The sequence below is a fragment of the Salinarimonas rosea DSM 21201 genome, from assembly GCF_000429045.1.
GTDB classification, from domain to species: Bacteria; Pseudomonadota; Alphaproteobacteria; order Rhizobiales; family Beijerinckiaceae; genus Salinarimonas; species Salinarimonas rosea.
Genome location: NZ_AUBC01000011.1, coordinates 57,201 through 78,172, shown reverse-complemented (window position 1 = coordinate 78,172; position 20,972 = coordinate 57,201). Strand labels below are relative to the sequence as shown.

General features: G+C 72.3%; 17 protein-coding genes and 1 tRNA gene. 10 read left to right on the top strand and 8 right to left on the bottom strand.

Annotation, left to right across the window (positions count from 1 at the left end):
• Positions 1–11 precede the first annotated feature (11 nt).
• The 6 genes from tlpA to G407_RS0109270 all read left to right on the top strand — a co-directional run bounded on the left by tlpA (position 12) and on the right by G407_RS0109270 (position 7,536).
• Positions 12–686 carry a thiol:disulfide interchange protein TlpA gene (tlpA, locus tag G407_RS0109295; RefSeq protein WP_052341186.1) on the top strand — a complete coding sequence of 225 codons (675 nt, stop codon included), beginning with the start codon at positions 12–14 and terminating at the stop codon, positions 684–686.
• A 97-nt stretch (positions 687–783) separates the two neighbouring features.
• On the top strand, positions 784–2,526 hold the full coding sequence (locus G407_RS0109290) for an NAD+ synthase (protein ID WP_029030589.1): 1,743 nt from the start codon (positions 784–786) through the stop codon (positions 2,524–2,526).
• A 167-nt stretch (positions 2,527–2,693) separates the two neighbouring features.
• Complete coding sequence (locus G407_RS0109285; protein WP_029030588.1) at positions 2,694–4,298, top strand: ATP-binding protein; 1,605 nt, start codon at positions 2,694–2,696, stop codon at positions 4,296–4,298.
• Positions 4,299–4,392: 94 nt separating this feature from the next.
• Positions 4,393–4,469, top strand: a tRNA-His gene (locus tag G407_RS0109280).
• Positions 4,470–4,591: 122 nt separating this feature from the next.
• Positions 4,592–5,659, top strand: coding sequence for a tartrate dehydrogenase (locus tag G407_RS0109275; RefSeq protein ID WP_029030587.1), 1,068 nt, complete (start codon positions 4,592–4,594; stop codon positions 5,657–5,659).
• Positions 5,660–5,844: 185 nt separating this feature from the next.
• A complete protein-coding gene (locus tag G407_RS0109270) occupies positions 5,845–7,536 on the top strand; it encodes a methyl-accepting chemotaxis protein (RefSeq protein ID WP_029030586.1) in 1,692 nt (563 codons plus the stop codon).
• A 57-nt stretch (positions 7,537–7,593) separates the two neighbouring features.
• Here the strand turns inward: G407_RS0109270 and G407_RS0109265 are convergent, their stop codons facing one another.
• The 5 genes from G407_RS0109265 to G407_RS0109245 all read right to left on the bottom strand — a co-directional run bounded on the left by G407_RS0109265 (position 7,594) and on the right by G407_RS0109245 (position 10,952).
• Positions 7,594–7,971, bottom strand: a complete 378-nt coding sequence (locus G407_RS0109265) for a nitrile hydratase accessory protein (RefSeq protein WP_052341152.1) — start codon at positions 7,969–7,971, stop codon at positions 7,594–7,596.
• Positions 7,961–8,620, bottom strand: coding sequence for a nitrile hydratase subunit beta (nthB, locus tag G407_RS0109260; protein WP_029030584.1), 660 nt, complete (start codon positions 8,618–8,620; stop codon positions 7,961–7,963). Before nthB ends, G407_RS0109265 begins: the two co-directional genes overlap by 11 nt.
• Positions 8,617–9,279, bottom strand: a complete 663-nt coding sequence (nthA, locus tag G407_RS0109255; protein ID WP_425337491.1) for a nitrile hydratase subunit alpha — start codon at positions 9,277–9,279, stop codon at positions 8,617–8,619. Before nthA ends, nthB begins: the two co-directional genes overlap by 4 nt.
• Positions 9,280–9,284: 5 nt before the next feature.
• Positions 9,285–10,274: a carbohydrate kinase family protein gene (locus G407_RS0109250; RefSeq protein ID WP_029030582.1), complete on the bottom strand. Its 990-nt coding sequence runs from the start codon at positions 10,272–10,274 to the stop codon at positions 9,285–9,287.
• A gap of 72 nt (positions 10,275–10,346) precedes the next feature.
• On the bottom strand, positions 10,347–10,952 hold the full coding sequence (locus G407_RS0109245) for an HAD family hydrolase (protein WP_029030581.1): 606 nt from the start codon (positions 10,950–10,952) through the stop codon (positions 10,347–10,349).
• 170 nt (positions 10,953–11,122) lie between these two features.
• Here G407_RS0109245 and G407_RS0109240 point away from each other — a divergent pair, with 170 nt between their 5' ends.
• Both G407_RS0109240 and scpA read left to right on the top strand, forming a co-directional pair.
• Positions 11,123–13,099, top strand: coding sequence for a methylmalonyl-CoA mutase family protein (locus tag G407_RS0109240; RefSeq protein WP_029030580.1), 1,977 nt, complete (start codon positions 11,123–11,125; stop codon positions 13,097–13,099).
• Positions 13,100–13,345: 246 nt separating this feature from the next.
• Entirely contained in the window at positions 13,346–15,532 is a 2,187-nt protein-coding gene (scpA, locus tag G407_RS0109235; RefSeq protein ID WP_029030579.1) for a methylmalonyl-CoA mutase, read from the top strand.
• A gap of 15 nt (positions 15,533–15,547) precedes the next feature.
• On the opposite strand, the gene G407_RS0109230 is transcribed toward scpA, so the two are convergent.
• Together G407_RS0109230 and G407_RS0109225 are read right to left on the bottom strand one after the other, a co-directional pair.
• Positions 15,548–17,086 (bottom strand): cryptochrome/photolyase family protein, encoded by a 1,539-nt coding sequence (locus tag G407_RS0109230; RefSeq protein ID WP_029030578.1) that lies wholly within the window; start codon positions 17,084–17,086, stop codon positions 15,548–15,550.
• 21 nt (positions 17,087–17,107) lie between these two features.
• Entirely contained in the window at positions 17,108–17,842 is a 735-nt protein-coding gene (locus tag G407_RS0109225) for an SDR family NAD(P)-dependent oxidoreductase (RefSeq protein WP_029030577.1), read from the bottom strand.
• A gap of 146 nt (positions 17,843–17,988) precedes the next feature.
• Between G407_RS0109225 and G407_RS0109220 the strand changes: the two genes are divergently transcribed.
• Together G407_RS0109220 and G407_RS31015 are read left to right on the top strand one after the other, a co-directional pair.
• Complete coding sequence (locus G407_RS0109220; protein WP_029030576.1) at positions 17,989–18,843, top strand: methionyl-tRNA formyltransferase; 855 nt, start codon at positions 17,989–17,991, stop codon at positions 18,841–18,843.
• Positions 18,844–18,846: 3 nt separating this feature from the next.
• Positions 18,847–19,050, top strand: a complete 204-nt coding sequence (locus tag G407_RS31015) for a DUF2256 domain-containing protein (protein ID WP_084327420.1) — start codon at positions 18,847–18,849, stop codon at positions 19,048–19,050.
• Here the strand turns inward: G407_RS31015 and G407_RS26730 are convergent.
• Complete coding sequence (locus tag G407_RS26730; protein ID WP_052341151.1) at positions 19,028–20,938, bottom strand: ABCB family ABC transporter ATP-binding protein/permease; 1,911 nt, start codon at positions 20,936–20,938, stop codon at positions 19,028–19,030. The two genes, G407_RS31015 and G407_RS26730, sit on opposite strands and share 23 nt — an antisense overlap.
• Between the last annotated feature and the right edge of the window lie 34 nt (positions 20,939–20,972).

The window sequence follows — 20,972 nt, the reverse complement described above, 5'->3', positions numbered from 1 at the left end:
CGAGTATGCCGATGACCGACGAGACGTCCCCCCGCCCGTCCGAAGACCCTCGCCGAGGACCCCGCCGCGGCCTGATCCTGGGCGCCGGCGCCCTCGTCGTCGGCGCTGTCGTAGCTTTCGCGCTCGTCTCCCGCAACAGCGAAGCCGTCGCCGAGGCCTGCATCCCCGCCCAGGAGACGCTCACGCGCCTCGCTCCCACCGCCACGGGAGAGGTCGCGGCGGTGTCGGTCCACGCCACGCCGCGGCTGGCCCCCGAGATCGCCTTCACCGGGCCCGAAGGCGAGCCGCTGACGCTGGCGGACTTCGAGGGCCGGACGCTGCTCCTCAACCTTTGGGCCACCTGGTGCGCCCCCTGCCGCGAGGAGATGCCGGCGCTCGACGCGCTCCAGGCGGAATACGGCGGCGAGGAATTCGAGGTCGTGGCCGTCAACGTCGACACCCGGAATCTCGACCGGCCGCGCGCCTGGCTGGAGGAGCACGGCATCGACGACCTCGCCTACTACGCCGAGAACGAGGGCACGCTGATGCAGACCCTCCAGCGCTCGGGCCACGTCGTCGGTCTGCCGACGACGATCCTCGTCGACGGCGCCGGCTGCGAGCTCGCGGTGCTCAAGGGGCCCGCGGAATGGGCGAGCGCGGACGCCTTCGCGTTGATCCGGGCCGCGCTCGGGCGCGAGGGCGGCTGAGCGGCGGCGGGAACCGCAGCCTGTCCCAGCCGGTTGGGCAGGAGCGCCCTCCACTCGCCCTTTGCTCGACGCGGCGGCTGACGTAGATAGGGTTCCCATGACCCGCACGACCTTCCGCATCGCCCTCGCTCAGCTCGACCCCACCCTCGGCGCCGTCGACGCCAACCTCGCCCTCGCCCGGAAGGCGCGGGCCGAGGCGGCGGCGCAGGGGGCGGATCTCGTCGTCTTCACCGAGCTCTTCCTCGCCGGCTACCCGGCGGAGGACCTCGTCCTCAAGCCCGCCTTCCAGGACGCCTGTCGCGCCGCGCTGGAGAGCCTCGCCCGCGACACCGCCGACGGCGGGCCGGCGGTGCTGATCGGCCTGCCCTTCGTGGAGAACGGCGCGCTCTACAATTCCTACGCCTATCTCGACGAGGGCCGCATCGGCGCGGTGCGCCACAAGGTCGACCTGCCGAACTACGGCCCCTTCGACGAGAAGCGCGTCTTCGAGGCCGGGCCCCTCCCCGGTCCCATCATGATCCGCGGCGTGCGCGTCGGCGCGCCGGTCTGCGAGGACATCTGGGGCGAGGAGGTCGTCGAGTGCCTCGCCGAGACCGGCGCGGAGATCCTCGTCGTGCCCAACGGCTCGCCCTACTGGCGAGGCAAGACCGACGAGCGCTTCTCGATCGCCGCCGCGCGGGTCACCGAGAGCGGCCTGCCGATGATCTACGTGAACCAGGTCGGCGGCCAGGACGAGCTCGTCTTCGACGGCGCCTCCTTCCTGCTCCAGCCCGACTGCGCCCTCGCCGGCATGCTGCCGAGCTTCGCCGAGTGCGTCGTCACCACGACCTGGGAGCGCGGCCCCGACGGCTGGCGTTGCACGGACGCGCCGCGCCACCTGGCGCCGGAGGGGGCGCAGGCGGACTACGCCGCCTGCGTGCTGGGCCTGCGCGACTACGTCGAGAAGACCGGCTTTCCCGGCGTCGTGCTCGGCCTCTCGGGCGGCATCGACTCGGCGCTGTGCGCGGCGATGGCGGTGGACGCGCTCGGGCCCGAGCGCGTGCATTGCGTCATGCTGCCCTACCGCTACACCGCATCGACCTCGCTCGAGGACGCGGCCGCCTGCGCGCGAGCGCTGGGCGTGCGCTACGACATCCTGCCGATCGCCGAGGCCGTGGAGGGCGCCGAGCGCGTGCTCGCGCCGCTCTTCGCCGGCACCGAGCCCGGCGTCACTGAGGAGAACATCCAGAGCCGCACCCGCGGCACGCTCCTGATGGCGATCTCGAACAAGTTCGGCGCCATGGTGGTGACCACCGGCAACAAGTCCGAGATGTCGGTGGGCTACTCCACCCTCTACGGCGACATGAACGGCGGCTTCAACCCGGTGAAGGACCTCTACAAGACCGAGGTCTTCGCGCTCTCGCGCCTGCGCAACTCCTGGAAGCCGCCGGGCGCGCGCGGCCCGGACGGCGTGGTCATCCCCGAGCGGATCATCACCAAGCCGCCCACGGCCGAGCTGCGCGAGAACCAGACCGACCAGGATTCGCTGCCGCCCTACGACGTCCTCGACGACATCCTTTCGCTGCTGGTCGAGGGCGAGACCCGCATCTCCGACATCGTCGCCCGAGGCCACGACCCGGACGTGGTCCGCAAGATCGAGCGCCTCCTCACCATCGCCGAGTACAAGCGCCGCCAGGCCGCACCGGGCGTGAAGGTCACCCGCAAGAACTTCGGCCGCGACCGCCGCTACCCGATCGTGAACCGCTTCCGGGACGCGGGGGAGCCGGCGTTCGAGGGCGATGCGAGCTTGTACCGGGACGGGGGTACGGCGGGCGGGAGCCGGGTGGACCTGGATTTCTGAAGCGGCCGGGACGCTTTGCGTGCGCGAGCTGATCCGCAACGATTCGGTCGGCGGCAGAGCCTGTTGCCGCCGTCGGGCGAGCCCGCACATTCCACGAGATCGCTCAAGTGATCTGAACTAAGCTCCGGCCGCGCCGCGCCTCTGCGCCTGCGCGTCCGGAGAGACCTATGCTCGAGATCCTGCGCCAGCTCTTCGCCCCCGAGAGCCTCGCGCCCCACGGCATGTGCCTGACCTGGCGGCCCGAGCTGATGTACGCGCACGTCGTCTCCGACGCGCTGATCGGCGCCGCCTACTTCTCGATCCCGCTGGCGCTCGGCGCCTTCGTGATCAAGCGGCGCGACGTGACCTTCAGCTGGGTGTTCTGGTGCTTCGCGCTGTTCATCCTCGCCTGCGGCGCGACGCACTTCTTCTCGATCTGGACGCTCTGGAACCCGGACTACGGTGCCGAGGCCGTGCTCAAGGGCTTCACGGCGCTCGTCTCGCTCGCCACGGCCGCGATCCTGTGGCCGCTCCTGCCCGCGGCGCTCGCCCTGCCCTCGCCCAAGCAGCTCGCCGCGGCGAACGCGAGCCTCGAGGCGCGCATCGCCGAGCGCGATGCCGCCCTCGCCGCGCTGAGGCGCGAGATCGCCGAGCGCGAGAAGGCGGAGGAGACCCTGCGCCAGGTCCAGAAGATGGAGGCGGTGGGCCAGCTCACGGGCGGCGTCGCGCACGACTTCAACAACCTGCTCGCAGCGACGCTGTCGAGCCTCGAGCTCCTCGCCAAGCGCGTGCCGGAGGACGATGCCAAGGCGCGGCGCTATCTCGACAACGCGGTGACGGCCACCGAGCGCGGGGCGGCCCTGACGCATCGCCTCCTCGCCTTCGCCCGGCGCCAGACGCTCGCGCCGACGACGCTGGACGTCGCCGACCTCGTGTCGGGCATGATGGACCTGCTCCGCCGTTCGCTCGGGCCGATGATCGACGTCGAGACGCGCTTTCCGGACGCCCTCGCGCCGGTGCGGGTCGACGCCAACCAGCTCGAGCTCGCGCTCCTCAATCTCGCCGTGAACGCCCGCGACGCCATGCCCGAGGGCGGGCGCGTCGTCGTCTCCGCGAACGAGACGACGATCGCGGAGGCGGACGCCGACGGCTTGGCGCCGGGGCGCTACGTCCGCATCGCCGTGCGCGACAGCGGCTCCGGCATGGATCCCGAGACCCTCGCGCGCGCCGCCGAGCCCTTCTACACCACGAAGGAGATCGGCAAGGGCACCGGGCTCGGCCTCTCCATGGTGCACGGTCTCGCCGCCCAGTCCGGCGGCGCGCTGCGGCTCGCGAGCGAGCCCCGCGTCGGCACCGAGGCCGTGATCCTGCTTCCGGCCGCCGACGCGTCGGACGTGAGGCCGGCACCGGCGCCCGAGGCGAGCGACGAGCCGCTGCCGCCGCTTTCGGTGCTCCTCGTCGACGACGACCCGCTGGTGCTCGCCGGCACGCGCGACCTCCTCGCGGAGGCCGGCCACCGGGTCGTGGCGGTCGGCTCCGCCGCCGAGGCGCTCGAGCGGCTCGAGGCGGACGCGGGGTTCGACGTCGTGCTCAGCGACCTCGCCATGCCCGGCATGACGGGGCTCGCGCTGGCACAGGTCCTGCGCGAGCGCGAGCCCGACCTGGCCGTCGTCCTGCTCACCGGCTTCGGCGAGGCCGCCGGGGACTGGCCGCGCCTCGCCAAGCCCTTCCACGCCGACGAGCTCGCCCGCACGCTCGCCCCGATCGCGCGGGCGCGCGCCGCGCGAGGGTGAAGCGGAGCGGCGTCCGCTCGGGGGCTTGCGCGCCTCGGCGTTTTGGGCCATATGCCGGGTCCGGCCCGCGCCGTCCCGCGCGGCGACCCGCCATGCAGCTGTAGCTCAGTTGGTTAGAGCGTCGGATTGTGGCTCCGAAGGTCGGCGGTTCGAGCCCGCCCAGCTGTACCATCTCCCCCGTCTGCGATTCCCGGCCCCGCCTCGCAAGCCCGATTGGCCCGCGCTCACGTCCGCCGCGCTTCCCCTCGTTCGAGCCGCCTCTATGATCCCCCGGCAACGAACGGGAGGACGCCATGGCGCGCACGTACAGGATCGCGGTGATCCCCGGTGACGGGATCGGCAAGGAGGTGGTGCCGGAGGGCGTCCGGGTGCTGGAGGAAGCCGCGAAGCGCCACGGCTTCACGCTCGAGCAGGACTGGTTCGACTTCGCCTCCTGCGACCACTACGCCAGGCACGGGCGCATGATGCCCGAGGACTGGAAGGAGCGGATCGGCGGGCACGACGCCATCTTCTTCGGCGCGGTGGGCTGGCCCGACACGGTGCCGGACCACGTCTCGCTGTGGGGCTCGCTGCTGCTGTTCCGCCGCGAGTTCGACCAGTACGTCAACCTGCGCCCCGTCAAGCTGATGCCCGGCGTCCCCTCCCCGCTGGCGGGCCGCGCGCCGGGCGACATCGACTTCTTCGTCGTGCGCGAAAACACCGAGGGCGAGTATTCCTCGGTGGGCGGGCGCATGTTCGCCGGCACGGACCGCGAGGTCGTCATCCAGGAGACGGTGATGACGCGGGTCGGCGTCGACCGGGTGCTGAAGTACGCCTTCGAGCTCGCCCAGCGCCGCCCCCGCCGCAAGCTCACCTCCGCGACGAAGTCGAACGGCATCTCCATCACCATGCCCTACTGGGACGAGCGGGTCGCCGAGATGGCGAAGGCCTATCCCGGGATCGCGGTGGACAAGTTCCACATCGACATCCTCACCGCGCATTTCGTTCTGCATCCGGACTGGTTCGACGTCGTCGTCGCCTCGAACCTGTTCGGCGACATCCTCTCCGACCTCGGGCCCGCCTGCACCGGCACGATCGGCATCGCGCCATCCGGCAACATCAACCCGGAGGGCGACCACCCGTCGCTGTTCGAGCCCGTCCACGGCTCGGCGCCCGACATCGCCGGCCAGGGCGTGGCCAACCCCATCGGCCAGATCTGGTCGGGCGCCATGATGCTCGACCATCTCGGCGAGCGCGAGGCGGCAGCCGAGATCGTCGCGGCGATCGAGCGCACCCTCGCGGAGCGCACGCTGCGCACCCGCGATCTCGGCGGCAACGCGGGCACGCAGGAGTGCGGCCGCGCGGTCTCCGACGCGCTCTGAGGTGGCGGCGGAGATCGAATGAAGTGGGGCGCGCGCAACCGTCCGAGAACTTTACGGTTGTGTCTGCCCCTTGGTAAATAACCGCGTATTAACAGAGGGACGACGATTCTCGCGCTCGTGAATTGTAATCACCCCGGCGGCGCGTGCGCGCGCCCCGGGCCGCCACACGAGCGAGGGTTATGGGAATGGGCAAGCTCATCGATCGATGGAGCATCGCGACGAAGATCTACAGCCTCGTCGGTCTCTTCGCCGTCGTCGTCGTCGCGGTCACCGCGGCGAGCGCGACGATCATGACGACCTACCGCGATCAGGTGGCGCTCGCGCACAACGCGGCCGACCGAGCCATCCTCAGCGAGCGCGCCAACGCGCTCATCAACGGCGCGGTCGCCGGCACCCGCGGCCTCTACCTGGCCGAGACCCCGGCCGAGGTCGAGACCTACGCGCAGTCCCTGCTCTCCGACCTCGAGCGCATGGACGTGATGCTCGACGCCTGGCAGCCCCTCGTCTCGGCGGACCGGATGCACCTGTTCCTCGGCTTCCGCGAGGACGTCGCGGCCTTCGCCGAGGTGCGCCGCGAGATCGTGCGCCGCGCGCGCGAAGACGGGATCGCGGCGGCGCGCGCCTTCGGCGACAACGCCGAGAACCTGGCGGCGCAGGACGCGCTCAACGAGATCATGGATTCGACGGCCGCCGTGCAGTCGACGAACCTCGAGCGCTTCATCGGGACGCTCGAGACCTTGTTCGGGCGCAACCTCGTGACCATCGTCGCGATCGGCGGGCTCGGCATCCTCGTCGGCGGGGGCTTCGCCGTCTACCTGTCGCGCCGCCAGCTCGCCCAGCCGATCCAGGACATCTCCGGCGCCATGCGCGCCCTCGCCGACGGCGACCTCGCGACCGACGTGCCGTTCGTGAACCGCGTCGACGAGATCGGCGGCATGGCCCGCGCCGTCGCGATCTTCAAGCGCAACGCCGTGGAGCGCGAGGAGCTGACCCGCGAGCGCACGGCGGAAACCGCGGCCCGGGAGCAGCGCACCGCGCGCGTCGCCCAGCTGATCGAGGGCTTCGAGAGCCGCATCGAGACGCTGGTCGAGGCGCTCGGCGCCTCCGCCACCGAGATGGAGGCGACCGCGGAGGCGATGCGCACGAGCGCAGACCAGGGCCGCACGCGCTCCGAATCGGGCGTGGTCACCGCACAGCAGACGAGCTCGGCGATGCGTTCCGTGGCGGTCGCCGCCGAGGAGCTCGCCGCCTCCGCCCGCGAGATCAGCTCGCAGGTGGCGCAGGCCACGCAGATCGCCTCGCAGGCGGTGGAGGACGCCCGCAGCACCGACGCGACGATGCGCGATCTCTCCGCCAACGCCCAGCGCATCGGCGAGGTCGTCGCGCTGATCAGCGAGATCGCCTCGCAGACCAACCTGCTGGCGCTCAACGCCACGATCGAGGCCGCACGCGCCGGCGAGGCGGGCAAGGGCTTCGCGGTCGTCGCCGCCGAGGTGAAGACGCTCGCAGACCAGACGGCGAAGGCGACGGACGAGATCTCCGCCCAGGTCGGGCGCATCCAGACGGCGTCGGGCACCGCCGTCCAGGCGATCGAATCGATCGGCGCCACGATTCAGCGCATGCACGAGATCTCCGGCACGATCGCGTCGGCGGCCGAGGAGCAGCAATCCGCCACGCAGGAGATCGCGTCCAACGTCTCGGACGCGGCGAACGGGACGGACGCGGTCAACGACTTCGTCGGCGAGTTCCGCCAGTCCGCCGCACAGACCCGCACCGCCGCCGACCAGGTCCTCCAGGCGGCCCGCCGCCTCACGGGCTCGGCCTCGGACGTCACGAGCCAGGTCGAGGTCTTCACGGCGGGCATCCGCGCGGCGTGACACGCAGCCGAAGCGTCGCGCTTCCCCCGGGAGCGCGACGCCCTCGGGCTAGGCCGCTCACCCGCGACCGACGCCGCGCCGCTGCGGATCGTTCTCCAGCGTGATCGGGGTCCCGTGCGGCGTCGCTTCCGCCGCGCGCTGCCAGGCCGCGGCGCGCTCCCCGAGCGCCTCGGTTCCGGCGAGCCCCTTCTCGGTCGTGAGCCGCTCCAGCGCGGCGACCCAGGCGGTCCAGTAGCCCGCGCCGCCGTTCTCGGCACCCGGCGTCTGGGCGAGCGCGCACGAGAGCGCCTGCGCCCACTCGCTCCACGAGAAGGCGCCGCGCGCGTTCAGCGCCACAGCGAGCGCGAAGGCGTTCGCCTGCCAAGGTGCCTCGAAGGTCGGCGCCTCGAAGGTCGGCGCCTCCTCCGGCAGGAGCGGGGCGTCCTCAGGCCGCATCGAGATAGCTCTCCCAGGCGTCGATCGAGACGGTCAGCGTCGGGTCCGCTCCCTCGCCCCACAGCTCGGGGCCCGTGAAACGAACCGTATAGAGGTGCTGCGGCGCCTCGCCGCCCCGGTGCGCGTTCGCGTCCGGGAAGACGTGGGCACCGTGCCGGAGGGCGATCTCGCCGGTCTTGCCACGGGCGTAGCGCGGCAGGCGGGTGTGGCCGGCGGGGTTGATCACCCGCGTCCGCACGCGATCTCCGACGGCGAAGCGCGGCGCCGCCGCCGGCTCGCGCTCCGTCGGCCCGCCGCGCGCCAGCGCCGCCGGCACCGCCTCGGCCGAGAGCACCCGCGCGAGCCGCGCGCCCGGCCGCAGCGACCGCCCGGCGGCGAGCTCGTCCGCACCCACGAGCCCCGCCTGCACGACGAGCCGCTCGAGCCCCTTCGCCCAGATCTCGTAGTAGGACGCGCAGAGATACTCCGCCGGCGGCAGGCTCTCGCGGGCGTGGCGGGAGGCGTCGAGCGTCCAGGAGCCGGTCGCGCCCATGGCGAGCGTGACGCCGAAGGCGCGGCGCTCCCACGGCGCGTGGAACAGCGGCTCGTCCGCCTCCCGGACGACCGGCCCGAAGCCGTGCATGCCGCCGAGATCCTGCGCCCCGTTCATCGCGTGCCCTCCCCTGCCGCCGTCCCGGGCGTGCGGGCGAGCCCGGTACCGATCATCGAATCCCGCGTGACGAGATCGGCGAGGCGCTCCTCGTCGAGGCCCTCGGTCCCCTCGGGACGCATCGGCACGACGAGGTAGCGCACCTCCGCGGTCGAATCCCACACGCGGATCGCCGTCGTCTCGGGGAGCACGACACCGAACTCGGCCAGCACGCCGCGCGGGTCCATCACCGCGCGCGAGCGGTAGGGCGCGGACTTGTACCAGGTCGGCGGCAGGCCGAGCACCGGCCACGGATAGCAGGAGCACAAGGTGCAGACGACGAGATGATGCTCCTCCGGCGTGTTGAACACGGCCACCATGTGCTCGCCCTGGCGCCCGACGAAGCCCATCGTGGCGATCGCCGCCGTGGCGTCCGCCGCCAGTGCGGCGCGGAACTCGGGATCTTCCCAGGCGCGTGCGACGACGCGCGCGCCGTTGCGGGGACCGACCCTGGTCTCGTAGGTCTCGATCAGCGCGTCGATCGCGGCGGGCTCGACGTAGCCCTTCTCGACGAGGATCGACTCGAGCGCCTTCACCCGCGCCTCGATCGGCTCGAGGTGGCTGTGGCCGTGATCGTCGTGCTCGTCCGCGTGCGCGGTCTCCGGCTCGTCCTGGTGCAAGGCGGTCATCTCCCCTGTGCGGCCGGCGAGGCGCCGCGCGCCTCGACCTCGGCGAGCGTCGGCGGGTTCGCGCCCGGGCGCTCGCAGGTGATGGAGGCGGCGCGCACCGCGAAGTCGAGCGCGTCCGCGACGTCGTCGGGCGAGAGCGTCTCGAGGCCCGCCCGGTCGAGCAGCCCGCGCGCGTCGAGGCGCGCGAGCAGGGCGGCGTGCAAGGTGTCGCCGGCCCCGACGGTGTCGGCGACCCGCACCCGACGCCCGGCCACGGCGCGCATCGCCGTTCCACGCGGCGTGCGCAGGAACGCCCGCGCGCCCGCCGAGCCGAGCGTCGTAACGACGAGCCGGGCGCCCCCGGCGAGCCGGCCTTCGGCCCAAGCCGTGAGCGCGGCCGCGTCCACGGGATCGATCCCGAACCCGTCCGCGAGATCCTCCGCGCTCGCCTTGACGATGTCCGCGACCGCGAGGAACTCCGCGAGGCGGGCGCGCCAGGCGGCGAGATCGGGCGTCACCATGGCGCGCAGGTTCGGGTCGAGCGAGACGACGCGCCGCCCGGCCTCCCGCTGCGCCAACGCGAGGTAGGCGGCGCCCGCCGGGTCGACGGCGAGCGAGAAGGAGCCGAAGGCGAGCGCGCGAACGCCGTCCGGCAGCGTCGCCGGCAGGTCCGCCCCGCCGATGCTCCGGTCCGCCGCGCCGTGGCCGTGGAAGGCGTAGGAGACGTCCCCGTTGGGGCGCGGCGCGACGACTCCGATCGTCGTCGGCGCGGAAAGCCGCGGGGCGAGGGAGACGTCGACGCCGTCGCGCGTGAGCCGGCCCGCCAGGACCTCGCCGAAGCGGTCGGTCGACAGCCCGCCGCAGAATCCCGCCGGACGCCCGAGCCGCGCGAGCGCGATCGCCACGTTGAAGGGCGAGCCGCCGGGCACGGCGCGGGCCGCGAGCGCGGTGCCGTCGTCGTCGCCGACGAAGAGATCGATCAGCGCCTCGCCGCAGACCAGGATCATGCGCGTCTCCTCGCTCGAGAGCCTCGCCGTCCTGTATGGCACCCGTTCGCGGGGCGCGGTAGCCCCGTGGCGTCAGAACGCCACGCCCTCGGCGCGCAGGCCCGCGGCGAGGTCGAACCCGAGCGGGCAGTGCAGCGCGCGCATGCCCACCGCCCGCGCGCCCGCCACGTTCTTCTCGGAATCGTCGATGAAGAGGCACCGCCCCGCCTCGAGGCGATAGCGATCGAGCAGCGTGCGGTAGATCGCCGGATCGGGCTTCACCAGGCCCTCGTGGGCGGAGACGACGACGCCCGCGAAGCGGGTCAGGATCGGGAAGCGATCCTGCGCTTCAGCCCACTTCTCGCGCGAGAAGTTGGTGATGGCGTAGATCGGCTCGCCCCTGGCGAGCAGGCGCTCCAGCAGCGCCGTGTTCGGCGCGATGTCGCCCGGCACCATCTCCTGCCAGCGGGTGTCGAAGGCGCGGATCTCGGCCTCCCATTCCGGATGCACGGCGCAGAGCGCCGCGACGTGGTCGGCGTAGACGGCGCCGCGGTCCATCTCGAGGTTCCAGTCGCCGGTGCAGACGTTGGCGAGGAACCATTCCATCCGCTCGGCGTCGCCGGAGAACATCTTCTCGTAGAGGAAGCGCGGGTCCCAGCGGATGAGGACGTTGCCGACGTCGAAGACGAGGATGGTCACGGGGGAGGCTCCGGTCGCGTGCTGCCCGCGCCGCTTCGCACGGGTGCGTGGCGGGCGCAAGACGGGCGCGCACGCCGCGCGTCCGTGCGCGACCGGACCAAAGTGGCGCTTCCGTCGAGCCCGGCTTTGGCGGTAGACCGGGTGCGACGTCCCGCGGAGCGAACGCCATGATCGACGATGACGCCCTCTCGGCCGGCTTCCCGACGCCCTCGCGCGCGGACTGGCTCGCCCTGGTGGAGGGCGTGCTGAAGGGTGCGGCCTTCGAGAAGCGGCTGGTCTCGAGGAGCTACGACGGGCTCGCCATCCAGCCGCTCTACGACAAGGCGGAGGTGGCCGCCCGCCCCGGCCGCGCCGCCCACGGCCCCTGGCGCGTCTCCCAGCGCGTCGACGACCCGCGCCCCGATGCCGCCAACGCTCAGGCGCTGGAGGATCTCGAAGGCGGTGCGGACTCGCTGACGCTCGTCTTCCCCCAGGCGCCCTCGGCGCGCGGCTTCGGGATGTCGGCGCAGACCGTGGACGACCTCGACGCCGCGCTCGAGGGCGTCATGCTCGACCTCGTCCACCTGCGCCTCGACGCCGGCGGCGCCGGGCGGCAGGCGGCGGCGATGCTGATCGCGCTGGCCGAGCGCCGCGGCCACGCGCTCGCCGACCTCGCCATCGACCTGGCGCTCGACCCGATCGGCGCCGCCGCCGCGGCGGGGCGGATGTCCGCGCCGTGGGAGATCGTCGCCGAGCGCTCGGCACAGACGCTGTCGGACCTCGGCGCACGCGGCTTCGGCGGGCGCACGTTCCTCGCCGACGCCCGGCCGGTCCACGAGGCCGGCGCGAGCGAGGCGCAGGAGCTTGCCTTCGTACTGGCCTCCGGCGTCGCGTACCTGCGCGCGCTCGCGGCCGGCGGGCACGGCCTCGACGCGGCGCGCGACGCGCTCGCTTTCCAGCTCGTCGCCGACGCGGACGAGTTCCTCGGCATCGCCAAGTTCCGGGCGTTGCGCGCGCTCTGGGCCCGGGTCGAGGAGGCGTCCGGCCTCGTGCCCAGGCCCATCCGGCTCCATGCCGAGACCGCCTGGCGCACGACCACCCGCCGCGATCCGTGGGTCAACCTGCTGCGGGCCACGGTGGCGACGTTCTCGGCCGGCGTCGGCGGCGCGGATTCGCTCGTCGTGACGCCCTTCACGGCGGCGCTCGGGCTCCCCGACGCCTTCGCCCGGCGCGTCGCCCGCAACACGCAGCTCGTCCTGCTGCACGAGTCGAATCTCTGGCGCGTCGCCGACCCCGCCGCCGGCTCGGGCGCCTTCGAGGGCCTCACCGAGGCCTTGTGCGAGAAGGCCTGGGCGCTGTTCCAGGAGATCGAGGCCGAGGGCGGGATCGTCGAGAGCCTGCGGACCGGCTCGTTGCAGGAGCGCATCCGCACCACCCGGGCGGCGCGGGACGCGGCCGTCGCCAGGCGCAAGGACGCCATCACCGGCGTGTCCGAGTTCCCCTTCCTCGACGAGAAGCCGGTCGCCGTGGCGATGGCGGTGGACGACGCCCCGCACCCGGCAGCGCCTTCCGAGGCCGACGCGGCCGCGAAGCCCGTCGCGGCGTTCGCAGACCTGGTCTCCGCGGCGGCCGGCGGTGCGACCCTCGCGCGGCTGAGCGCGGCGCCGCCCGGCGTCGCGCCCGTCACGCTCGCCCCCCTGCCCCGCCGCCGCGACGCCGAGCCCTACGAGCGCCTGCGCGACCGCTCGGACGCGCTGCTGGCCGCCCACGGCAGGCGCCCGGCGGTCTTCCTCGCCAACATCGGCCCGCTCTCCGCCTTCAACGCCCGCGCAGGCTTCGCCGCGAACGCCTTCGAGGCGGGCGGCATCGCGGCCTTGTCGAACGACGGCTTCCCCGACCACGCCGCCATGGCGGAGGCCTTCGCCCGGTCCGACGCGACCATCGCCTGCCTGTGCTCGTCGGACGCCCTCTACGAGACCGACGCCGCAGCGGCGGCGAAGGCGATGAAGCACGCGGGCTGTACCCGGCTCTACCTCGCCGGCCGCCCCGGCGCCCACGAAACCGCCTGGCGCGAGGCGGGCGTCGACGCCTTCGTCTACATGGGCGTCGACCTGCTCGACCTGCTCGAGGACGCGCTCGCCCGCGCCGAGGAGGCCGCCCGTGCTTGATCTCGCGACCCGCTGCGCTCATCCTTTCCCCATGACGCCCCCCCCTGTCATCCCGGATTGCGAAGCAAGTCCGGGACCCAGAAGCACAGGTGCCCATCGAGCGGCGCGCCAGCGCCGTGGCGGGGGAGGCCTGCACCAGCGTCCGTGGACGCGCGCGCTCTCGCGCACGCTGAGAGACACCGCTGTGGCTCTGGGCCCCGGGCCCGCTTCGCGACCCGGGGTGACAGGAAGTGTGGAGGCCCGGTCATGAGCGCCCAGCGCGAGAGCACCCTGCCCGATTTCACGAGCGTCCCCTTCGCCAGCGCCGCGCGCGGCGAGGCCGCCGCCGGCGCCGAGGCGGGCGCGCCGTGGGAGACGCCGGAAGGCATTCCCGTGAAGGGCGCCTACGGCCCACAGGACCGCGCCGGGCTCGGCTTCGTCGACGGCATGCCCGGCATCGCGCCCTTCCTGCGCGGCCCCTACCCGACGATGTACGTCACCCAGCCCTGGACGGTGCGCCAGTACGCCGGCTTCTCCACGGCGGAGGATTCGAACGCGTTCTACCGGCGCAACCTCGCCGCGGGCCAGAAGGGCCTCTCGGTCGCCTTCGACCTCGCCACCCACCGCGGCTACGATTCCGACCATCCGCGGGTGGCCGGCGACGTCGGCATGGCGGGCGTGGCGATCGACTCGATCTACGACATGCGCACGCTGTTCTCCGGCATCCCGCTCGACCAGATGAGCGTGTCGATGACGATGAACGGCGCGGTGCTGCCCGTGATGGCGCTCTACATCGTCGCCGCCGAGGAGCAGGGCGTGTCCGCCGACAAGCTCGCCGGGACGATCCAGAACGACATCCTCAAGGAGTTCATGGTCCGCAACACCTACATCTACCCGCCCCTGGCGTCGATGCGGATCATCTCGGACATCTTCGGCTACACCTCGGCGAACATGCCGAAGTTCAACTCGATCTCGATCTCCGGCTACCACATGCAGGAGGCCGGGGCGACGCAGGACCTGGAGCTCGCCTACACGCTCGCCGACGGCGTCGAGTACATCCGTGCCGGTCTCGCGGCGGGGCTGACCATCGACAAGTTCGCCCCGCGCCTGTCGTTCTTCTGGGCGATCGGGATGAACTTCTTCATGGAGGTGGCGAAGCTGCGCGCCGCCCGCCTGCTCTGGGCGACGCTCGTGCGCCGGTTCGAGCCGCAGAGCCCGAAGTCGCTGGCGCTGCGCACCCACTCCCAGACGTCCGGCTGGTCGCTCACGGCGCAGGACGTGTTCAACAACGTCACCCGCACCTGCATCGAGGCCATGGCGGCGACGCAGGGGCACACCCAGTCGCTGCACACCAACGCGCTCGACGAGGCGCTGGCGCTGCCCACCGACTTCTCGGCGCGGATCGCCCGCAACACCCAGCTCTTCCTCCAGCAGGAGAGCGGCACGACCCGCGTGATCGACCCCTGGGGCGGCTCGCATTTCGTCGAGCGGCTGACCGCCGAGCTCGCCAGGAAGGCGATGGCGCACATCGAGGAGGTCGAGGCGCTCGGCGGCATGGCCAAGGCCATCGAGGCCGGCGTGCCCAAGCTCAAGATCGAGGAAGCCGCCGCCCGCACCCAGGCGCGCATCGATTCGGGCAACCAGGCCGTCGTCGGCGTCAACATGTTCAAGCCCCTCGACGAGCGGCCGGTCGACGTGCTCAAGGTCGACAACGCAAACGTCCGCACGCTCCAGCTCCAGAAGCTCGCGCGGCTTCGCGCCGAGCGCGACCAGGGCGCGGTCGACGCCGCCTGCGCGGCGCTGTCGAAGGCGGCCGAGACCGGCGAGGGCAACCTGCTGGCGCTCGCCGTCGAGGCTGGGCGCGCGAAGGCGACGGTCGGCGAGATCTCGGCGGCGCTGGAGCAGGTCTGGGGCCGCCATCGCGCCGAGATCCGCTCGATCTCGGGCGTCTACAAGCGGGAGGTCGGAGCCATGTCCCCTGCCGTCGAGCGCGTGCGCGCGCTGGTCGAGACCTTCGAGGAGGAGGACGGGCGGCGCCCGCGCATCCTCGTCGCCAAGATGGGCCAGGACGGCCACGACCGCGGCCAGAAGGTGATCGCCTCCGCCTTCGCCGATCTCGGCTTCGACGTCGACATCGGGCCGCTCTTCGCGACGCCGGACGAGGCGGCGCGCCAGGCGATCGAGAACGACGTCCACATCGTCGGCGTCTCCTCGCTCGCGGCCGGCCACCTCACGCTCGTGCCCGAGCTCAAGAAGGCTCTGGAGGCCTACGACCGCGGCGACGTGATGATCGTCGTCGGCGGGGTCATCCCGCCCGACGACGTCCCCACCCTCCTCGAGATGGGCGCGTCCGCCGTGTTCCCGCCGGGCACCGTGATCGCGGAAGCCGCCGAGAAGCTCCTCCACGAGCTCAACCGCCGCCTGGGCTACGAGCCTCGGCAGGCCGCCGAGTAGCCGGGCGCGGGGCGCTCACGACCCGTAGGTCGCGGTGAGCCCGCCGAGGAAGCGCGCAGCGTCCGCGCGGATCGCCGCGCGGCGATCCGGGCTCATCTTGGCCAGCGTGCGATAGGGCATCGCCACGCGCGGGTTGCCGGAGAGCCGCGCCTCGTTCTCGATCAGGAAGTTCCAGTAGAGATAGTTGAACGGGCAGGCCCGCGCGCCCTCCTTCGCCTTCGGGTCGTAGCTGCAGCCGCGGCAATAATCGCTCATCCGGTCGATGTAGGCGCCCGACGCGGCATAGGGCTTCGAGGCCATGATCCCGCCGTCGGCGTAGAGGATCATGCCGTGCACGTTGGGCAGCTCCACCCATTCGTAGGCGTCGGCGTAGACGACGAGGTACCATTCCTGGACCTCAGCGGGGGCGAGGCCGGCGAGCAGCGCGAAGTTGCCGAGCACCATCAGCCGCTGGATGTGGTGCGCGTAGGCGTGCCGGCGCGTGTCGCCGACGCATTGCGCGAGGCAGTTCATCATCGTCTCGCCGGTCCAGTACAGGTCCGGCAGCGGGCGCGTCGCCCCGAGCGCGTTCGTGTGCGCATAGCCCGGCATCTTCAGCCAGTAGAGCCCGCGCACGTATTCCCGCCAGCCGACGATCTGGCGCACGAAGCCCTCGACGGCGTTTAGCGGCGCGCGCCCCTCGCGCCACTCCCGCTCCGCCGCCCGGCAGACCTCCTCGGCGGTGAGGAGCCCGGCATTGAGGTAGGGCGAGAGCACCGCGTGGAAGAGGAAGGGCTCGCCGGTCTTCATCGCGTCCTGGTAGTCGCCGAAGGTGGGCAGCGCCTCGGCGAGAAAGCTGCGCAGCGCGTCCAGCGCATCGGCGCGCGTCACCGCCCAGCCGAACGGCTCGAGGTCGCCGAAATGGTTGCGGAAGCGCCGGGCGACGAGGTCGAGGACCTCGCGGGTGATCGCGTCCGGCTCGAACCGCCGGCACGGCGGGACACGCAGCGCCCTGGGCAGCGGCTTGCGGTTCTGCGCGTCGAAGTTCCACCGCCCGCCCGCCGGCTCGCCGCCGTCCATCAGCAGCCCGGTCTTGCGGCGCATCTCGCGGTAGAAGAACTCCATGCGCAGCTGCTTCTTCTCGCCGGCCCAGGCCGCGAACTCGGCCTTGGTGGCGAGGAAGCGGTTGTCCTCGCGGATCTCGACGGGGACGCCCAGTTCCTCGCGCCAGTCGCGCATCGCCTCGAGCACGCGCCACTCGCCCGGCTCGGTCACGACGACGCGATCGGGCGCGTGGCGCGCCACCGCCCGGGCGAGCTCGGCGGAAAAGGAGCCTTCGTTGCCGGGATCGTCGAGGCGGACGTAGTCGACCGCGATCCCCTCCCGCGCGAGCTCGTCCGCGAAATGGCGCATGGCGGAGAAGAGGAAGGCGATCTTCTGCTTGTGGTGGCGCACGTAGGTCGCCTCCTCGGCGACCTCGACCATCAGCACGACGTCTCGCTCGGCGGCGAGATCCGTCAGCGAGGAGATCGCCCGCGTGAGCTGGTCCCCGAGGAGGAGGCGAAGGGTCTTCACGAGGGGGCTCCCACGGGCACGTCAGCCCTTGACGCGCAACGTGGAGCGCCCGCCGTCGACGCCGATCGTCTGGCCGGTGATCCACGAGGCCTGCGGCGACACCAGGAAGGCGGCGAGCGAGCCCACGTCCTCCCCCGTGCCGAGCCGCGGGATCGCGTGCATGCCCGCGATCGCCTGGGCCATCGTCGCATTGGATGTGAGGGGGCGCGCGAGGTCGGTGTCGAGCAGCGAGGGCGCGATGCAGTTGACGCGCACCTTCGGGGCGAGCTCGGCGGCGAGCGCCAGCGTCAGCCCCTGCACCGCCCCCTTGGCCATGGCGACCGAGGCGTGGGCGGAGAAGCCCTGGCTCGCCGCGACGGTGGAGAACAGCACGACGCTCGCCCCGTTCGCCTGACGGAAGGGCTTCAGCGCCGCCTGGATCGCCTGCGCCGCACCGAGCGCGTTGAGGCGGTAATCGGCGAGGAAATCCTCCTCGGCCAGCTTGGCGAGCGGCTTGAGCGTGATCGAGCCGACGGCGTAGACGAGCCCGCCGAGCCCCTCCCCCGCACTCGCCTCCTCCGTCGCGCGGGCGATGCCCTCCGGGTCGAGCGCGTCCGCGACTGTATAGCCGGCGGCGTCGATCGCGCGTGCCGCCTCGGCGAGCCGCGCCTCGTCGCGCGCGGCGAGATGCACGCGCCAGCCCGCCGCCGCGAGCGCCCGCGCCGCCGCCGCACCCACGCCGCCGCTGCCGCCCCAGATCAGAACCCTCGCACTCATCGCAATTCCGCTCTCGCTCGTCGGTTTCGCGCGGCTGTAAACGCCGCTGCGATGCGCTAGCTATGGCGGTGCGCCGCCGAGGAAAGGGCCGATGCGACATCGCGCGCAGGGCGGGCGCGGCGGTCGGTTGGGGGGAGAGATCGACGATGCGCTTCGCCTTCGCGGGGATCGACTTCCTGGCGGACGCCTTCGACGGGTTCGTCGCCCGGGGCTGGGAGCCGGTGGCGCTGTTCACGCGCCCCTGCGACGACATCCACGACACCAACCGGCGGATCGTCGCCGAGGCGCGCCGCCGCCGGCTGCCGATCTCGCTGTCGCGCATCGTGCCGCGCGACCTGGCGACGCTCGCCGAGATCGGCTGCGACGCGCTCGTCGTCGCGGGCTATCCCTGGCGCATCCCGGCGTGCGACGGCACGGTGCGCCACGCGCTCAACTTCCACCCGTCACCCCTGCCGGAGGGACGCGGCCCCTACCCGCTCTACCGGGCGATCCTGGAGGCCCGCGAGACCTGGGGGATGAGCGCGCACGTGCTCGACGCCGACTTCGACACCGGGCCCGTCCTCGCCCGCGAGACCTTCCCGCTTGCGCCGGACGAGACCCACGAGACGCTGCTCGCCCGCTGCCAGCTCGCGACGAACCGCATCGCCCGGGCGCTGGCGGCCGATCTCCCCGGCGCCTTCGCCCGCGCCGAGCCCCAGGTGGGAGGGAGCTGGTTCCCGCGCGCGAGCGATGCCGACCGCACGCTCGACTTCCGTCTCCCGGTCGCGACGCTGATGCGGCGCGTGCGCGCCTTCGGGCCGATCGAGACGCTGGCGCGGATCGGCCAGGGCACGATCCACGTGGCCCAGGCCCACGCCATCGCGGGCGCGCACGACCACGAGCCGGGGCAGCTCGTGCACCAGTACCGCCGCGTCCTCATCGTCGCGGCGGCGGACGGGTTCCTCGTGATCACCCGCTGGAGCCCGGTCTCCCTCGACGCGGCGTGCAATCTCGGGAGGTGAGCGATGCCCCGGATGCGCCGCAAGGCGGACCTGCCGACGAAGACCTGCGCCGCCTGCGGCCGGCCCTTCGCCTGGCGCAGGAAGTGGGAGCGCGACTGGGAGAACGTGCGCTTCTGCTCGGACCGCTGCCGCAGCGATGTCCGCCGACGGACCGACGCCGCCGAGGCCGTGGCGCCCGCCTCGGCTACTCCGCGATCGAGACCCTGAACGAGGCCTCGCGCTCCTCCTCCGCCCGCTTCAGCAGCTCCCGCGCCTCGTCCGCCTCGCGCTGGCGGTTCCACATGGCGGCGTAGACGCCACCCTGCGCGAGCAGCGCCGCGTGCCCGCCGCGCTCGACGATCTCGCCCTTGTCGAGCACGATGATCTCGTCGGCGCCCACCACCGTCGAGAGCCGGTGTGCGATGACGAGCGTCGTGCGCCCGCGGCTCACGCGATCCAGCGCGTCCTGGATCTCCTTCTCCGTGAAGGAGTCGAGCGCCGAGGTGGCCTCGTCGAGCAGCAGGATCGGGGGGCTCTTGAGGATCGTGCGCGCGATGGCGACGCGCTGCTTCTCGCCGCCCGAGAGCTTCAGGCCGCGCTCGCCGACGGGCGTGTCGTAGCCTTCCGGCAGGCTCTCGATGAAGCGGTCGATCTGCGCGAGGCGCGCGGCCTCGCGCACCTCCTCCTCGCTCGCGTCCCAGCGCCCGTAGCGGATGTTGTAGCCAATCGTGTCGTTGAACAGCACTGTGTCCTGCGGGACCATGCCGATCGCCGCGCGCAGGGTCTCCTGCGTGACGTCCGCGATGTCCTGCCCGTCGATCGCGATGCGCCCGCCCTGCGGCTCGTAGAAGCGGAACAGGAGGCGCGAGATCGTCGACTTGCCCGCACCCGACGGCCCGACGATCGCGATCGTCCGTCCCGCCGGGACCTCGAAGGAGATCCCCTTCAGGATCGGCCGGTCCGGGTTGTAGGAGAACCGCACGTCCTGGAACGCGACCGTGCCCTCCCGCACGGCGAGGGGCTTCGCGCCGGGGCGGTCCTCGATCTCCGGGTTGCGGTCGAGGATGCCGAACATGTCGGAGATGTCGATCAGCGCCTGCTTGATCTCGCGATAGACCATGCCCATGAAGTTGAGCGGGATGAAGAGCTGCACGAGCAGGGAGTTCACCAGCACGAAGTCGCCGATCGTCGCGTTGCCGGCCACGATGTCGCGCGCGGCGAAGATCATCACGGTGGCCATGCCGATCGTGAAGATCGCCGCCTGCCCGGCGTTGAGGATCGCGAGGGACGTGTAGGTCTGTACCGAGGCGCGCTCGTAGCGCTCCATCGAGCGGTCGTAGCGCTCCATCTCGCGCTTCTCGGCGCCGAAATACTTCACCGTCTCGAAGTTGAGCAGCGCGTCGATCGCCTTGGTGTTGGCGTCGGTGTCGCTCTCGTTCATCCGCCTGCGAATGCTGATGCGCCATTGCGTGGCGTAGTAGGTGAAGGCCAGATAGGCGATCACCATCACCAGCACGACGCCGGAATAGGCGAGATCGAACTGCCAGGCCAGGATCCCGAGCACGAGCACGAGCTCGACGATCGTGGGGATCAGCGTGAGGATCATCAGCCGCGTGAGATCCTCGATCCCCGAGCGGCCGCGCTCGAGCACCCGCGTCAGGCCGCCGGTCTTGCGCTCCAGGTGGAAGCGCAGGGACAGCGAGTGCAGGTGCGCGAACAGCTGGGAGGCGAGCTTGCGCACGGCGTGCATCGCCACCTTGGCGAAGACGCCGTCGCGCAGCTGCGTGAGCCCCGCCATCAGGATGCGCGAGAGGCCGTACAGCACCGTGAGCAGCACGGGCGAGGCGAAGAGCCAGGCCCAGGCCTCGCCGGCGGGGATGTCGGTCGCCTCGGACGCGCCGGTGACCGCGACGAGCGCATCCGTCGCCCACTTGAAGGTGAAGGGGGTGAGCATGGTCACGCCCTTGGCCAAGAGCAGCAGGCCGAAGGCGATGAAGATCCGCCGCTGCAGGTCCACCCGCCCGTGCGGCCACAGGTGCGGCCACAGGCGCGAGAAGGTTCCGATCAGGCTGGCGTCCTCCCCGCCGCGCGCGGCGGGAGCGTTGGCGTCGGGCATGAGGTCGAGTCGTTCCGTTGGCGAGTGCCGCCTC